Genomic DNA, 15236 nt, shown 5'->3' with positions numbered 1-15236 from the left:
GTTCTCGTTTAACCCAAATTCTGGATTACATATTCGCGATAATCGCGTCACCAAACTCTGAACATTTCAGCAGTTTAGCGCCATCCATCAGACGTTCGAAGTCATAGGTCACGGTCTTGGCAGCGATTGCGCCTTCCATGCCTTTAACAATCAGGTCTGCGGCTTCGAACCATTCCATATGACGCAACATCATTTCAGCGGACAGAATCACGGAACCTGGGTTCACTTTATCCTGACCTGCGTACTTCGGTGCCGTACCGTGGGTGGCTTCGAACAGCGCACATTCGTCACCGATGTTTGCGCCTGGTGCAATACCGATACCGCCCACCTGCGCCGCCAGGGCGTCAGAGATGTAGTCACCGTTCAGGTTCATACAGGCGATAACGTCATATTCTGCCGGACGCAGCAGGATTTGCTGCAGGAAGGCATCGGCGATCACGTCTTTTACGATGATCTCTTTACCGGTGTTTGGATTTTTGAATTTCATCCATGGGCCGCCATCGATCAGCTCACCGCCGAACTCGTCTTTCACTAACTGGTAACCCCAGTCTTTGAAGGAGCCTTCGGTGAACTTCATGATGTTGCCTTTGTGTACCAGCGTCAGTGAATCACGATCGTTAGTGATGGTGTATTCCACTGCTGCACGGACCAGGCGCTTGGTGCCCTCTTCCGAACACGGTTTAACACCGATACCGCAGTTTTCTGGGAAGCGAATTTTCTTCACGCCCATTTCTTCACGCAGGAATTTGATGACTTTATCCGCTTCTGGCGTGCCCGCTTTCCATTCGATACCGGCATAGATATCTTCGGAGTTTTCGCGGAAGATCACCATATCCGTGTCTTCAGGGCGTTTTACCGGGCTTGGTGTACCGGTGTAGTAGCGCACCGGACGCAGGCAAACGTACAGATCCAGTTCCTGACGCAGCGCAACGTTCAGAGAACGGATGCCACCGCCAACTGGCGTGGTCAGTGGGCCTTTGATCGCTACGCGGTATTCTTTGATTAAATCGAGGGTTTCTTGCGGCAGCCAGACATCCTGACCGTAGAGTTCAACCGATTTTTCACCGGTATAAATCTCCATCCAGGAGATTTTACGCTCGCCGTTGTAGGCTTTTTTCACAGCGGCATCAACCACTTTCAGCATCACTGGTGACACATCAACGCCGATACCATCCCCTTCGATGTAAGGGATAACCGGGTTATTTGGGACAACCAGTTTACCTTGATTCAGGGTGATTTTCTGACCTTCCGCCGGAACAACTACTTTGCTTTCCATTAACCTCTCCTTCGAGCGATTTTTTGTTAATGATTTGTAAGATGCGCGTCAATACTACTTGAATATTCACGCCACGCCAATCACCGCAATTTCGCGTTATAATGCGCTGAATGTTCCAGACTGCAAAGCGTATGCGAAAAACTAATCAGACTTCTCATCCAAATAAACGATTCAGCCGACAAACACGTCCTGTGCATCGCAAGGCGTCATCGCCGCCTGCCGTCCGCCGCGTGCTTCTGTTCAACAAACCCTTTGATGTTCTGCCGCAATTTACCGATGAAGCTGGCCGCCGCACCCTCAAAGATTTTATCGACGTGAGTGACGTTTACGCGGCGGGCCGACTCGATCGCGACAGCGAAGGACTGATGGTCCTGACTAACGATGGCCCGCTACAGGCGGCGCTGACGCAGCCCGGCAAGCGCACCGGCAAGATTTACTATGTGCAGGTGGAAGGCGCGCCTGAGGAAAGCGATCTACAACCTTTGCGCGATGGCGTTAATCTGAAAGATGGCCCGACGTTACCGGCTGGCGTCGAAAAAGTGGCTGAGCCCGACTGGTTGTGGCCGCGCCAGCCGCCGATTCGCGAGCGCAAAGCCATTCCAACACAGTGGCTGAAAATAACGCTTTTTGAAGGTCGTAACCGTCAGGTCAGACGTATGACGGCCCATATTGGCTTTCCAACCCTGCGTCTGGTGCGCTATGCCATGGGCGAGTTTACTCTGGGCAATTTGGCTCCGGGTGCCTGGCGCGATATCAGCGCACAAGACTGACTGCCATTATCATTTCCATAACTTTAAGTTAACAATTCAGGAGGATCGATGTTTAAACCGCATGTCACCGTCGCGTGCCTGGTTCAGGCTCGGGGTGCATTACTGGTCGTTGAAGAACGCGTCAACGGCATCGCCACCTGGAATCAGCCTGCCGGTCATCTTGAAGCCGATGAAACGCTGCATGAAGCCGCATCACGGGAATTGTTTGAAGAGACCGGCATTCGGGCCGAAATGCAGTATTTTATCGGCATAAACCAGTGGATCGCCCCGGATAATACGCCTTTTGTGCGGTTTCTGTTTGGCGTGGATCTGGACGATATCCAGCCAACGGCTCCGCAGGACAGCGACATTGATTGCTGCTGGTGGGTCGCGCCAGAGCAGATTCTGTCGGCCTCTAACCTGCGTTCGCCCCTGGTTGCCGAAAGCGTACGCCGCTGGCAACAGGGCGTACGCTATCCGCTCGACCTGATCAGCCCGTTCAACTGGCCGTTTCATGAAGGTGCGCACCCGCGTTCAGCGTGATAGAATGCGCCGCCTGTTTTACTGTTTTGCGAGCTTGTGATGTCTGATAACTGCCAGAAAAAAGTGATCGTCGGAATGTCCGGCGGCGTCGATTCTTCCGTTTCCGCCTGGTTACTGCAACAGCAGGGCTATCAGGTTGAAGGCCTGTTCATGAAGAACTGGGAGGAAGACGATGGCGAGGAATACTGTACCGCCGCTGACGATCTGGCGGATGCGCAAGCCGTGTGCGACAAGTTAGGTATTAAACTGCACAAAGTGAACTTTGCGGCAGAGTACTGGGACAATGTCTTTGAACACTTCCTGGAAGAGTACAAAGCGGGCCGCACTCCCAATCCCGATATCCTGTGTAATAAAGAAATCAAATTCAAGGCGTTTCTGGAGTTTGCCGCAGAGGATCTGGGTGCAGACTTCATCGCCACCGGGCACTATGTCCGCCGTCAGGATATCGATGGCCGCAGCCACCTGCTGCGCGGTCTGGATGGTAACAAAGACCAGAGTTATTTCCTTTACACACTCAGCCACCAGCAAATCGCGCAGAGCCTGTTCCCGGTCGGCGAGCTGGAAAAGCCTGAAGTGCGTCGCATCGCTGAACAACTTGAGCTGGTGACGGCGAAGAAAAAAGACTCCACCGGCATTTGCTTCATCGGTGAACGCAAGTTTACCGAATTCCTCGCGCGCTACCTCCCTGCCCAGCCGGGTGAAATTGAAACCGTCGACGGACAGGTTGTGGGTGAGCACCAGGGCCTGATGTATCACACGCTCGGCCAGCGTAAAGGGCTGGGCATTGGCGGTCTTAAAGAAAGCAAAGACGATCCCTGGTACGTCGTTGATAAAGATGTGGCGCGCAACCGCCTGATCGTGGCGCAGGGCGGCGACCATCCCCGACTGATGTCAGTGGGTCTGATTGCCCAGCAGTTACACTGGGTTGATCGTCAGCCGCTAACCGCACCGCTGCGTTGTACGGTGAAAACCCGCTACCGTCAGACCGATATCCCCTGCGAAATTATCCCGCACGGCGAGGATAAAATTGAAGTCCGGTTTGATGAGCCCGTTGCTGCGGTCACGCCGGGTCAGTCTGCGGTGTTCTACCTTGATGAAGTCTGCCTGGGTGGCGGTATCATCGAAGAACGTTTGCCTTGGGTTGCCGCATAATACCGGTGGGAATAACGCGTAAACAGGAGTAACCGTGGCAAAAAACTATCAGGACATTACCTTTGCACTGGCGGGCATTTGCCAGGCGGCCCATCTGGTGCAGCAGTTAGCCAATCAGGGACATTGTCAGCCGGAGGCGCTGGCGGTGTCACTGCGCAGCGTACTGGACCTGAATCCTCCCTCGACCCTGGCGGTATTTGGTAACAACGAAGCCAACCTGCGCCTGGGGCTGGAAACCCTGATGGCCGTGCTGAACAGCACGCAACGTCAGGGCGCTGGTGCCGAACTGACCCGTTACACGTTGAGCCTGATGGTACTGGAGCGCAAGCTCAATGCGAACAAGCAGGCTATGAACACCCTGGCCCAGCGTATCAGCCAGCTCGATCGTCAGCTGGCGCATTACACGTTGGAATCCGACACTATTCTGAGCGCCATGGCGGGCATTTATGTCGATGTGATTAGCCCGCTCGGCCCACGTATTCAGGTAACCGGATCGCCGGCAGTGCTACAGAATTCCCTGCTACAGAGTAAAGTTCGCGCCACGCTGCTGGCCGGCATTCGTGCCGCCGTGTTGTGGCAACAGGTTGGCGGAGGCCGACTGCAGCTGATGTTTTCGCGCCAGCGTTTACTGCGCGAAGCCAAATCGATTTTATCCCGCCTGCCACTGACTTACTGAGTCAGTGAGGCAAACACCGTTAAATGAATCAGGAGTTGCACTGATGGAATTATCCTCTCTGACCGCCGTCTCACCTGTCGATGGTCGTTACGGCGATAAAGTCAGCCCGCTGCGCGCAATTTTCAGCGAATTTGGTTTGCTGAAGTTCCGCGTTGAGGTTGAAGTTCGCTGGTTACAAAAACTGGCTGCGACCGCAGAGATCAAGGAAGTTCCTGCATTTGATGCTGACGCAAACGCTTTCCTTGACGAGATCGTCGCCCGTTTCAGCGAAGCAGACGCCGCACGCATCAAAACCATTGAGCGCACCACCAACCATGACGTGAAAGCGGTTGAGTATTTCCTGAAAGAAAAAGTGGCGGATGTGCCCGCCCTGCATGCAGTGTCGGAATTTATTCATTTTGCCTGCACCTCTGAAGACATTAATAACCTGTCCCATGCGTTGATGCTGGAAACAGCACGCCGCGATGTCATTCTGCCTTACTGGCAGCAGCTGATCGCCGCCATAAAAGGCCTGGCGCAGGAATACCGTGATATTCCCCTGCTGTCTCGCACGCACGGCCAGCCCGCTACGCCATCGACTATGGGTAAAGAGATGGCCAACGTCGCCTACCGCATGGAACGTCAACTGCTTCAGCTGTCGCAGATTGAAGTGCTGGGCAAAATCAACGGCGCCGTGGGCAACTACAACGCGCACATTGCGGCGTACCCGGAAGCCGACTGGCACCAGCTGAGTGAAGAGTTTGTTACCTCGCTGGGCATCACCTGGAATCCCTATACGACGCAAATCGAGCCGCACGACTACATTGCCGAGCTGTTTGACTGTATCGCCCGCTTTAACACCATCCTGATCGACTTTGATCGCGATATCTGGGGCTATGTGGCACTCAACCACTTCAAACAGAAAACCGTTGCGGGCGAAATCGGCTCGTCGACCATGCCGCATAAAGTAAACCCTATCGATTTTGAAAACTCGGAAGGCAATCTGGGCCTGGCCAACGCGGTCATGCAGCATCTGGCCAGCAAACTGCCGGTTTCCCGCTGGCAGCGTGATCTGACCGATTCTACCGTGCTGCGTAACCTGGGTGTCGGCGTAGGCTATGCGCTGATCGCCTATCAGGCCACCTTAAAAGGTATTTCAAAACTGGAAGTGAACCGCGAGCGCCTGCTGGATGAACTGGATCACAACTGGGAAGTGCTGGCCGAGCCGATTCAGACCGTGATGCGCCGTTACGGCATCGAAAAACCGTACGAGAAGCTGAAAGAGCTAACCCGCGGTAAACGTGTTGACGCCGCAGGTATGCAGGCCTTTATCGACAGCCTGGCGCTGCCTGAAGAAGAAAAAACCCGTTTAAAACAGATGACCCCGGCAAATTATCTTGGCCGTGCGATTCAAATGGTTGATGATCTGAAATAATATCCCTTCTGCAGACCGGTTCCCGCCGGTCTGCGTTAACCTGCTGTTTAATTCATTTCGCTTATACTTATTTAAATTCGTTTCGATCTGATGCTAAGGAAATCCTATGCGTGTTCTGGTTGTGGAAGATAATGCCCTGCTGCGCCACCATCTTTCAGTACAACTGCGAGAAATGGGTCATCAGGTTGATGCTGCTGAAGATGCCAAAGAAGCCGATTATTTTCTCCAGGAACATTTACCTGATATCGCGTTGGTCGATCTGGGCTTACCCGGTGAAGACGGCATGTCGTTAATTCGTCGCTGGCGCAATGATGCCGTGCGTCAGCCTATTCTGGTGCTGACCGCCCGTGAAGGCTGGCAGGCGAAAGTCGAAGCGCTGGAAGCCGGTGCGGATGATTACGTCACAAAACCGTTTCATATTGAAGAAGTTGCCGCACGCCTCCAGGCATTAATGCGCCGCAACAGTGGTCATGCGTCGCAAATTATTGCCATGCCGCCGTTTCAGGTCGATTTATCGCGTCGCGAACTGACGGTGAATGAAAGCCCGGTTAAGCTGACCGCCTTTGAATATACCATCGTGGAAACCTTAATTCGTAATGCGGGCAAAGTGGTGAGTAAAGATTCATTAATGTTGCAGCTGTATCCCGATGCCGAATTGCGTGAAAGCCACACGATCGATGTATTAATGGGCCGCCTGCGCAAAAAAATCCTCGCGCTGCATTCTGACGAAGTTATCGCTACCGTTCGCGGCCAGGGTTACCGCTTTGATCTCTGATGATGTCCTGGCTTAAACGTTATCGCCCTATTTCGCTGCGGACACGCTTTTTACTGGCCTCCGCAGCCATCGTTCTCATTCTCTCGCTTTCTTATGGCATGGTCGCCGTGATTGGCTATGTGGTGAGTTTTGATAAAAACACCTATCGTGTGATGCGAGGCGAGAGCAATTTATTTTTTACCCTGGCACAGTGGAAAGATAATAAGCTGACAATTGCGCAGCCCGAGCGCACCATGCTTAATTTCCCCACCCTGGTATTTATTTATGATGAACACGGCAAGCTGCTCTGGCAGCAGCGTGATGTGCCGGAAATTCGTGAGAAGATTCAACCCGAATGGCTGTTAAAACCTGATTTCTACGAGATTGATACCAACAACAGCACCAGCCGGGCCGCCATGGGCGACAATCTGACGGCACAGCAGCAGCTTCATGCGTGGGATGATAACGACGATGACGATCAGGATACGTTTACCCATTCGGTTGCCGTCAACCGCTACGATGCCACCACCAACCTGCCCGCCCTGACCATTGTGGTGGTCGATACCATTCCACAAGAGCTACAGCATTCCGATGTGGTCTGGTCATGGTTCAGCTATGTTCTGGCCGCTAACCTGATTTTAATTGTCCCGCTGCTCTGGCTGGCGGCGCACTGGAGTTTACGGCCGATTGGGCATCTGACGCTTCAGGTACGCGAACTGGAAACCGGACAGCGTGAAAATCTGGACGATAAGCCCCCGCAGGAGCTGCGTTCGCTGGTGCGTAACCTCAATCTGTTGCTGACCAACGAGCGTCAACGTTACACGCGTTACCGCACGACGCTGGCCGACCTGACCCACAGCCTGAAAACACCGCTGGCGGTCCTGCAAAGTACCCTGCGTTCGCTGCGCGGCGGAAAAGAGTTAACCATCGAACAGGCCGAGCCGGTGATGCTGGAGCAGATCAGCCGCATTTCTCAGCAGGTCGGTTATTACCTGCACCGTGCCAGCATGCAGGCCGATCATAATCCCCTGCAGCGTGATCTGCATTCGGTATCGGGTTTACTGGACAGCCTGTGCTCGGCACTGAATAAAGTGTATCAGCGTAAAGGGGTGGAAATTACCCTGGATATTTCCCCGGAAATCACCTTCTTTGGCGATCAGAACGACTTTATGGAAGTGATGGGCAATGTGCTGGATAACGCCTGCAAATACTGTCTGGAATTTATTGAGGTCAGTGCTCATCAGACCGAAGATGCGCTGCACATCTATATTGATGATGACGGTCCGGGCATTCCGGAAAGTAAGCGCGACCTGATTTTCGTGCGGGGACAGCGCGTCGACACCATGCGACCAGGCCAGGGGCTCGGGCTGGCCGTGGTGCGAGATATCCTTGAGCAGTACGCCGGTAATGTCATCGCCTCCAGCAGCCCGTTAGGCGGTGCGCGCATGGAAGTCGTATTTCAGCGTCAGGAAATGGAACATCGCCGCGAGTAGTTCAGGCTGCGGGCTGTTATACTTGCAGGTATTTTCAGCCCTTAGCGGACTTTCTTTATGGATTATCAGCTCGATCTCAACTGGCCCGATTTTATTCAGCGTTACTGGCAAAAGCGCCCGGTAGTGCTGAAGCGTGGCTTTAAAAATTTTATCGATCCCATTTCGCCGGATGAACTGGCGGGCTTAGCCATGGAAAATGAGGTCGACAGTCGGCTGGTCAGCCAGCCAAACGGAAAGTGGCAGGTCAGCCATGGTCCATTTGAAAGCTACGATCACCTGGGCGAAAACAACTGGTCACTGCTGGTTCAGGCGGTCAATCACTGGCATGAGCCCTCTGCCGCACTGATGCGCCCTTTCCGCTTTCTGCCGGACTGGCGCATTGACGATCTGATGATCTCGTTCTCCGTGCCCGGCGGCGGCGTGGGTCCGCATTTCGATCAGTACGATGTGTTTATTATTCAGGGCACCGGCCGCCGCCGCTGGCGCGTCGGCGAAAAAGTGCCGATGAAACAGCACTGCCCGCATCCTGACCTGCTGCAGGTCGAGCCGTTTGACGCCATTATCGATGAAGAAATGGAACCGGGCGATATTCTCTATATTCCGCCGGGTTTCCCGCATGAAGGCTACTCCCTCGAAAATGCGCTGAACTACTCTGTAGGGTTCCGCGCGCCCAGCGGACGTGAACTCATCAGCGGCTTCGCCGATTATGCGCTGGCCAACGAGCTGGGCAGCCTGCGTTATACCGATCCCGATGTGCCTTCGCGCGACTGCCCGTCGCTGATTTTGCCTGAAGAAGTGGAAGGCTTACGCAAGGTGATGCTGGATGTGGTGAATCAGCCTGCGCATTTTGAGCAGTGGCTGGGCGAATTTATTTCACAATCACGCCACGAACTTGACGTTGCGCCACCGGAACCGCCTTATCAGCCCGATGAAATCTATGATGCGCTGCAACAGGGCGATGTATTGTCCCGTCTGGGTGGATTACGCGTCCTGACGCTGGGCGATGCGATTTATATCAACGGCGAGCGCGTCGAATGCGCCGATCCGCGCGTGATGTCAGTGCTGGCACATCGCGATGAAATTACCCTGGATGATCTGGGGGAGGCTCTTGACGATCCGGCCGTGCTGGCGCAGATTGCCGGGCTGATTAACGCGGGTTACTGGTATTTCGGCGCTGAATAAACCGCTGGAGAAGTGGTGTTCCCATCCGTTTACGCCGTCTCCTCGCCCTGCCCGGACGAGGAGACGTTGTTTTAACCTTTCTTCTGACCGGCCAGTTCTGCCAGGCGAACGATGACGTCGACAGACTGCGCCATGATGTTCAGCGAGGCAAACTCGTGCTTGCCGTGGTAGTTATAGCCCCCGGTAAACAGGTTTGGACAGGGCAATCCTTTCCATGACAGGGACGAACCGTCCGTACCGCCGCGAATCGGTTTCACCACCGGCTCGATGCCGCAGTCGCGCATCGCCTGCAAGGCCAGATCGATAATGTGCGGGAAAGGTTCGACTTTTTCGCGCATATTGCGGTAGCTGTTGCTGATCTCTACCGTAATACCACAGCCGGGATGCAGGTCTTTATTGATCTCATCCGCAATTTGCTGCAGTGTGCGTTTGCGTTGTTCAAACGCCTCGGTATCAAAATCACGAATGATGTAGTGCAGCTCAGCGTGCTCAACCGTGCCTTTCATCTGGTGCAGATGAAAGAAGCCCTCATAACCGTCTGTCCATTCCGGCTTCTCTTTCGCAGGCAACGCTGCACTGAAACGCGTCGCCAGCTCCAGCGCATTGACCATGACATTTTTCGCAGACCCGGGATGAACATTGTTGCCCACGACTTTCACCAGCGCCGAGGCCGCATTGAAGTTTTCGTATTCAAATTCGCCCAGATCGCTGCCGTCGACGGTATAGGCCCAGTCAGCCGCAAAGCCTTCAACATCGAAATGCGACGTGCCCCGCCCAATCTCTTCGTCTGGGGTAAAGGCAACGCGAATGGCACCGTGCGGAATATCGCCTTCCGCCAGTCTGGCCATGGCCGTCATGATCTCGGCAATGCCCGCTTTATCATCCGCGCCCAGCAGGGTTTTGCCATCGGTGGTGATCAGGGTGTGACCGATAAGCTTATGCAACACGGGGAACATGACCGGTGACAGCACTTCATCACCATTGCCCAACGCGATATCGCCGCCCCGGTAGTTTTCGATGATTTGCGGATTAACATGTTTCGCGGTGAAATCCGGTGAGGTATCCATATGCGAAATAAAGCCCACCACCGGCGTTGGCCAGTCCACATTGGCCGGTAGTGTGCCCATCACACAACAGTGATCGCTCAGGCTGACATCCACAAAACCCAGGGCCAGCAGTTCTTCCTGCAACTGGCGGGCCAGTACCCACTGACCTTCGCTGCTGGGCACCTGACGTGCCTGCGGTTTTGCCTGCGTCTCTACTGCCACATAACGCAAAAAGCGTTCTAATAGTTGCTTCATATGCCATCCTTAAAATTTACCGCCGGTCATTATTGATAAACCGGCAAGACATCGTGTTGCGTCAAATCATTATCGTTCAGGTTAAGGCTGCCGGGGCATATTCCGCACGCCAGACAGCATAAAAAAACGGGCAATCGCTGGTTTTTGCGGCGGTTAACGCAACCCTGCCCTGCATCAGCCAGATTCAGAGTCAAAACCGGGGCGCGTTTTTTTCCGCTATCGCGGCCCTTTTCTTTGCTGACAGGCTCTTGTGTCAGCAGACAGAAATATTAATAAGGCAAACACGCACAGCCGTTTCGGGCACCTGTAACCTTTGTGATGCCGATGTGATGCGCCCCAGGAAGCATCCGGCTGCGCTTAATCATACGGCGGCGGAGTTTAACGCGACTGAGGATGAGAGGAGGCAGGCAACAGCCGCATGCCGTTCGGAAACCGCACGCAGGCCGTTAACCCGTGCATCAACAGGCGGCCTGACTCCCTGCCGCCGCTGGGCTGCCGTAAACCCTGAGGCCGGCGTGTGGCGCGACCGTCTTACTGCTGAAAGTGTTTTCTTTCAGGTGTGCGGTGGCATCACACACAAGATTATTTGTGCAGCCCGTGCAACAGCTTATGTACGAAGGCGGGAACCACTTCACTTGCGAGCCCGTAGTGACTTTCGGCAAACTCATTGCCCACCTGGCTGGGCTCCAGATTCAGTTCCACCGTATGCGCGCCTTGCAGCTTTGCCTCATGAACAAAGCCCGCCGCGGGATACACGTGGCCTGAGGTGCCGATGGCGATAAACAGATCGGCCTGTTCCAGCGCCTGGTAGATGTCTTCCATACCCAGCGGCATTTCGCCAAACCAGACGACATGGGGGCGCAGGACAGAGGGAAACTGACAGCAGGTACACCGGTCGTTCTCCGTGACGTCTTCCTGCCAGTCGATCACCTGTCCGCTACTGGCACAGCGCACTTTTAACAATTCGCCGTGCATATGCAGCACACGGCTGTTGCCCGCGCGCTCGTGCAAGTTATCGATATTTTGCGTGACAAGGAAAAAGTTGTCGCCCAGCACCTGTTCCAGTTCTGCCAGCGCCAGATGCGCGGCATTGGGCTGGATCTCGGGCTGCTGAAGCTGCTGACGCCGCGCGTTATAAAAGCGCTGCACCAGCGCCGGATCGCGTCGGAAACCTTCTGGCGTGGCGACATCTTCAACCCGATGCTCTTCCCATAATCCGTCCGCGGCACGAAAGGTCCTGATACCGGATTCGGCGGATATCCCTGCCCCCGTTAACACGACGATGCGCGGCAACGGGTGCGCCGCCAGTTCGGCCTGACGATCGCGTTCGAAAATACGCTGGCGAAAGCGCTGATGCACTTTCCTGCGTGTTTTCTTCAGGCGGGCAAGTCGTATACGGCGACGAGGTGTACGCATAAAGTCTCCTGGTGCGGTGAGTAAAACGTCCGCAGGTCAATCAACAAAGTTTGGGCCAGTTGGCCCGACAATCTAAAGAACAGGGCCGACAGCGCAGCATGAACGGCGCTGTCTGGTACGACTACTGTCCACTCAGGACACGCGCCGGATCGATGCGGCTGGCGCGCCGTGCGGGATACCAACTTGCCAGCAGGCTTAGCACAATAGCGGTAATCAGTACTGAAAACACGTCCAGCCAGTGCAATTCAGACGGCAGGAAGTCGATGAAGTAGATATCGCCGGCTAACAAATGGTGACCGGTCAGCGTTTCAAGACCTTTCATCAGCGATGTCAGATTCAGCGCCACCAGTACACCGACCACCACGCCGCTCACGCTGCCCAGCAGGCCTGCCAGCAGGCCGTACCAGATAAAAATTGCCCGAATCAGGCCATCTTTTGCGCCCAGCGTCCGCAGAACGGCGATATCACTGCTCTTGTCTTTAACGGCCATCACCAGTGTCGACACAATGTTGAAACAGGCGACGCCGATCACCAGCACCATGGCCAGGTACATGATGGCGCGAATCATCTGGATATCACGGTACATATAACCGTAGGTGCCAATCCAGCTTTTGATATACACGTAAGCGTGCGTTACTTCACCCGCCGCGCGCACCAGTTTGGCCGCCTGGAAGGGATCGTTCATCTTCAGCGCGATGCCGGTCACGCTGTCACCCATATCCAGATACTGCTGCGCGTCCGCCAGCGGCACCAGAGCCAGGCTGTGATCCAGCATTCCGCTCAGCTGCAAAATACCGCTCACCTGCAGGCGAATACGTTTGGGTTGCAGGAGCTTATTCTCACCGTCGTTGTTCGGGATCATGATGGTGATCCAGTCGCCCTGCTTCACGTTGAGCGCCTTTGCGATACCACCACCGAGGATGATTTGTTGTTTCCCTGCCGCAAAGGATGACCAGGCATTGTCGGTGACAAAAGAAGGTAAGGCACTCAGCCGTGGCTCCTGTGCCGGATCCACGCCTTTCACCTGCAACGCTTCCATCTTCGCGCCACTTTCAATCAGGCCGGTAAAGTTGACATAGGGCGCGGCAGCCGCGATGCCAGGCACCTGCTCAATCGGCGCGATCAATGACTGCCAGCGCTGAAAAGGCTGATTAACGGCTTCGATTTCACCGTGCGGGACCACGGCAAGAATGCGTTTATTCAGCTCACGCTCGAAGCCGTTCATGGCGCTCAGGCCAATGATCAGCACCGCAACGCCGAGTGCAATGCCCACGGTGGAAATCACCGAGATCAGCGACACCATGCCGCCGCGACGACGGCCACGGCTAAAACGCAGCCCCAGTAACAGTGATAGCGACGATCCCATCAGACCGCTCCCGCCAGGATAATCTGATCGCTGAGCTGGCCGTCGCGCATTTCCATCTGACGCGTCATGCGTTTTGCCAGATGCAGATCGTGGGTGACCACCAGAAACGCCGTGCCCTGACGCACATTCAGCTCCCCCAGCAGTTCAAAAATGGCATCCGCATTGCGGGCATCCAGGTTACCGGTGGGCTCATCAGCCATGACCAGGCGGGGACGATTCACCAGCGCACGGGCAATCGCCACGCGCTGACGCTCACCACCAGACAGTTCAGACGGACGATGGGCGGCGCGGTGTTCCAGCCCGACGGCGGCCAGCATTTCCCGCGCGCGTGCCTGGGCTTCGCCTTTAGCGGTTTTGCCAATCAGCAGCGGCATCGCGACGTTTTCCAGCGCGCTAAAGTCGGGCAGCAGGTGGTGAAACTGGTAGATAAAGCCCAGTTCGCGGTTACGCAGTTCGGCCTTATCAGAAGAAGACATGCTGTTCAGCGAACGCCCGTCAAACACCACATCGCCCGCAGTGGGCGTATCCAGGCCGCCCAGCAGGTGCAGCAGGGTACTTTTTCCTGACCCTGAACTGCCGACAATCGCCATCAGTTCACCAGGTTGCACATCAAAATTCACGTTGCGCAGTACGTCGGTCTGTACGCTGCCTTCCTGATAGCGTTTGCACAGGTCGCGGCACTGCAACAAAGGAGAGTTACTCATAGCGTAAAGCCTCAGCGGGTTGTACGGCGGCAGCGCGCCATGAAGGGTAAAGCGTAGAAAGCAGCGCAATCACCATTGCGCTGAAGGCGATAGTCACCACCTGCCACAGATTAATATCCACAGGCAGCGCGGCACCGTCCAAAAACAGGCCAATGACCGGCATCAGATTATTAAGCTGGCTGGCTAACAGGACGCCAAGCAGCGCCCCGAGCAACGTGCCAATAATCCCGGCACTGGCACCCTGCACCATAAAAACGGCGACAATCTGACGACGGGTTAATCCCTGGGTTTGCAGAATGGCCACTTCACCCTGCTTCTCCATGATCAGCAGGCCCAGCGAGGTGATGATATTGAAGGCCGCAACGGCAATGATCAGGCTCAGCAGCAGCCCCATCATGTTTTTCTCCATACGCACGGCCTGGAATAAATCCCCTTTGCGTTCGCGCCAGTCTTTCCAGACCATGCCCGCGGGCAGAGCCTGTTGGCTCACGCTGTCAACCTCAAGCGGCTTATCCAGCCACAGACGCCAGCCGGTAATATTGCCCGCGGGATAGCGCATAATGCGCGACGCATCCTGCTGGTTAACCAGAATCTGATAGCCATCAACTTCGCTGTTAGCCGCATACGTGCCCGCCACGGTAAACAGGCGCTGGCTCGGCACGCGCCCCATGGGCGTGAACTGGCTGACGGACGGCACCATCAGGCGGATCTGATCACCCCGTTTCACGCCCAGCTGCGAGGCCAGTTGTTCGCCCAGGATGACGTTATACTGACCGGGCTGTAACACGCTTTGCGGCGTGTTAACGAGAAAAGGCGTCAGGGGATCCTTTTCGTCCGGCTGGATCCCCAGCATCACCCCGACTGAGACGTTGTGTGCACTTTGCAGCACCACATTACCGGTGGTCAGCGGCGCGATGCGGTCAACGCCATTGAGCTTGAGTGCAGAGGCAGGGAATTGCTGCGGATTGATGCTGCCCGTGTTGCTGGTGATCAGCGCCTGTGGCATCAGGCCCAGGATGTTGCCCTCAAGCTCGCGCTCGAAACCGTTCATCACAGACAGCACAGTAATCATGGCCAGCACGCCAAGCGTGATACCAATGGTGGAGAGCCAGGAGACAAAGCGACCGAAACGATCCGCTGCTCTTCCGCGCATGTAGCGCAGACCGATAAATAGCGCGACAGGTTGATACATGGTATCCAATGTGCAGTT

General features: G+C 55.2%; 14 protein-coding genes. 8 read left to right on the top strand and 6 right to left on the bottom strand.

The genetic code is table 11. From position 1 onward, the window contains the following. Nucleotides 1-25: 25 nt before the first annotated feature. On the bottom strand, nucleotides 26-1276 hold the full coding sequence (gene icd / locus RAC60_RS17675) for an NADP-dependent isocitrate dehydrogenase (RefSeq protein WP_033737532.1): 1251 nt from the start codon (nucleotides 1274-1276) through the stop codon (nucleotides 26-28). 110 nt (nucleotides 1277-1386) lie between these two features. Between icd and rluE the strand changes: the two genes are divergently transcribed. From rluE to RAC60_RS17635, 8 genes are all read left to right on the top strand, one after another. Then, a complete protein-coding gene (gene rluE, locus RAC60_RS17670) occupies nucleotides 1387-2046 on the top strand; it encodes a 23S rRNA pseudouridine(2457) synthase RluE (RefSeq protein ID WP_324028629.1) in 660 nt (219 codons plus the stop codon). 48 nt (nucleotides 2047-2094) lie between these two features. After that, nucleotides 2095-2568 carry an NUDIX domain-containing protein gene (locus tag RAC60_RS17665; protein ID WP_033737534.1) on the top strand — a complete coding sequence of 158 codons (474 nt, stop codon included), beginning with the start codon at nucleotides 2095-2097 and terminating at the stop codon, nucleotides 2566-2568. Between the two features lie 39 nt (nucleotides 2569-2607). Then, nucleotides 2608-3720 (top strand): tRNA 2-thiouridine(34) synthase MnmA, encoded by a 1113-nt coding sequence (gene mnmA / locus RAC60_RS17660; protein WP_039341044.1) that lies wholly within the window; start codon nucleotides 2608-2610, stop codon nucleotides 3718-3720. Nucleotides 3721-3754: 34 nt separating this feature from the next. Then, nucleotides 3755-4396 (top strand): high frequency lysogenization protein HflD, encoded by a 642-nt coding sequence (gene hflD / locus RAC60_RS17655; protein ID WP_205956313.1) that lies wholly within the window; start codon nucleotides 3755-3757, stop codon nucleotides 4394-4396. A gap of 43 nt (nucleotides 4397-4439) precedes the next feature. Beyond that, complete coding sequence (purB, locus tag RAC60_RS17650) at nucleotides 4440-5810, top strand: adenylosuccinate lyase (RefSeq protein ID WP_324028630.1); 1371 nt, start codon at nucleotides 4440-4442, stop codon at nucleotides 5808-5810. A gap of 106 nt (nucleotides 5811-5916) precedes the next feature. After that, nucleotides 5917-6585, top strand: a complete 669-nt coding sequence (gene phoP, locus RAC60_RS17645; protein ID WP_033737538.1) for a two-component system response regulator PhoP — start codon at nucleotides 5917-5919, stop codon at nucleotides 6583-6585. 2 nt (nucleotides 6586-6587) lie between these two features. Then, complete coding sequence (gene phoQ / locus RAC60_RS17640) at nucleotides 6588-8057, top strand: two-component system sensor histidine kinase PhoQ (RefSeq protein ID WP_033737764.1); 1470 nt, start codon at nucleotides 6588-6590, stop codon at nucleotides 8055-8057. Nucleotides 8058-8114: 57 nt separating this feature from the next. Continuing rightward, nucleotides 8115-9239 (top strand): cupin domain-containing protein, encoded by a 1125-nt coding sequence (locus tag RAC60_RS17635; protein ID WP_006118859.1) that lies wholly within the window; start codon nucleotides 8115-8117, stop codon nucleotides 9237-9239. Nucleotides 9240-9310: 71 nt separating this feature from the next. Here RAC60_RS17635 and pepT read toward each other — a convergent pair whose 3' ends face one another. The 5 genes from pepT to lolC form a co-directional block, all read right to left on the bottom strand. Further along, nucleotides 9311-10540: a peptidase T gene (pepT, locus tag RAC60_RS17630; RefSeq protein ID WP_039341051.1), complete on the bottom strand. Its 1230-nt coding sequence runs from the start codon at nucleotides 10538-10540 to the stop codon at nucleotides 9311-9313. A 582-nt stretch (nucleotides 10541-11122) separates the two neighbouring features. After that, a complete protein-coding gene (gene cobB, locus RAC60_RS17625) occupies nucleotides 11123-11956 on the bottom strand; it encodes a Sir2 family NAD+-dependent deacetylase (protein ID WP_033737540.1) in 834 nt (277 codons plus the stop codon). 121 nt (nucleotides 11957-12077) lie between these two features. Then, nucleotides 12078-13322 carry a lipoprotein-releasing ABC transporter permease subunit LolE gene (lolE, locus tag RAC60_RS17620; RefSeq protein WP_033737541.1) on the bottom strand — a complete coding sequence of 415 codons (1245 nt, stop codon included), beginning with the start codon at nucleotides 13320-13322 and terminating at the stop codon, nucleotides 12078-12080. Next, nucleotides 13322-14026, bottom strand: a complete 705-nt coding sequence (gene lolD, locus RAC60_RS17615) for a lipoprotein-releasing ABC transporter ATP-binding protein LolD (RefSeq protein ID WP_033737542.1) — start codon at nucleotides 14024-14026, stop codon at nucleotides 13322-13324. Before lolD ends, lolE begins: the two co-directional genes overlap by 1 nt. After that, nucleotides 14019-15218 carry a lipoprotein-releasing ABC transporter permease subunit LolC gene (gene lolC / locus RAC60_RS17610; RefSeq protein WP_033737765.1) on the bottom strand — a complete coding sequence of 400 codons (1200 nt, stop codon included), beginning with the start codon at nucleotides 15216-15218 and terminating at the stop codon, nucleotides 14019-14021. Before lolC ends, lolD begins: the two co-directional genes overlap by 8 nt. Between the last annotated feature and the right edge of the window lie 18 nt (nucleotides 15219-15236).

Origin of the sequence: Pantoea sp. BR_17, from assembly GCF_041955125.1 — a bacterium.
GTDB lineage: Bacteria > Pseudomonadota > Gammaproteobacteria > Enterobacterales > Enterobacteriaceae > Pantoea > Pantoea stewartii.
The sequence above is the reverse complement of the archived record's forward strand: the minus strand, read 5'-3'. Positions and strand labels throughout refer to the sequence as shown.

What these genes read in the sequence shown, in the direction of transcription:
- lolE (WP_033737541.1), bottom strand. Translation starts at nt 13,322, where the DNA reads ATGGGATCGTCGCTATCACTGTTACTGGGGCTGCGTTTTAGCCGTGGC.
- pepT (WP_039341051.1), bottom strand. Translation starts at nt 10,540, where the DNA reads ATGAAGCAACTATTAGAACGCTTTTTGCGTTATGTGGCAGTAGAGACG.
- cobB (WP_033737540.1), bottom strand. Translation starts at nt 11,956, where the DNA reads ATGCGTACACCTCGTCGCCGTATACGACTTGCCCGCCTGAAGAAAACA.
- phoP (WP_033737538.1), top strand. Translation starts at nt 5,917, where the DNA reads ATGCGTGTTCTGGTTGTGGAAGATAATGCCCTGCTGCGCCACCATCTT.
- phoQ (WP_033737764.1), top strand. Translation starts at nt 6,588, where the DNA reads ATGTCCTGGCTTAAACGTTATCGCCCTATTTCGCTGCGGACACGCTTT.
- rluE (WP_324028629.1), top strand. Translation starts at nt 1,387, where the DNA reads ATGTTCCAGACTGCAAAGCGTATGCGAAAAACTAATCAGACTTCTCAT.
- icd (WP_033737532.1), bottom strand. Translation starts at nt 1,276, where the DNA reads ATGGAAAGCAAAGTAGTTGTTCCGGCGGAAGGTCAGAAAATCACCCTG.
- lolC (WP_033737765.1), bottom strand. Translation starts at nt 15,218, where the DNA reads ATGTATCAACCTGTCGCGCTATTTATCGGTCTGCGCTACATGCGCGGA.
- mnmA (WP_039341044.1), top strand. Translation starts at nt 2,608, where the DNA reads ATGTCTGATAACTGCCAGAAAAAAGTGATCGTCGGAATGTCCGGCGGC.
- RAC60_RS17665 (WP_033737534.1), top strand. Translation starts at nt 2,095, where the DNA reads ATGTTTAAACCGCATGTCACCGTCGCGTGCCTGGTTCAGGCTCGGGGT.
- lolD (WP_033737542.1), bottom strand. Translation starts at nt 14,026, where the DNA reads ATGAGTAACTCTCCTTTGTTGCAGTGCCGCGACCTGTGCAAACGCTAT.
- purB (WP_324028630.1), top strand. Translation starts at nt 4,440, where the DNA reads ATGGAATTATCCTCTCTGACCGCCGTCTCACCTGTCGATGGTCGTTAC.
- RAC60_RS17635 (WP_006118859.1), top strand. Translation starts at nt 8,115, where the DNA reads ATGGATTATCAGCTCGATCTCAACTGGCCCGATTTTATTCAGCGTTAC.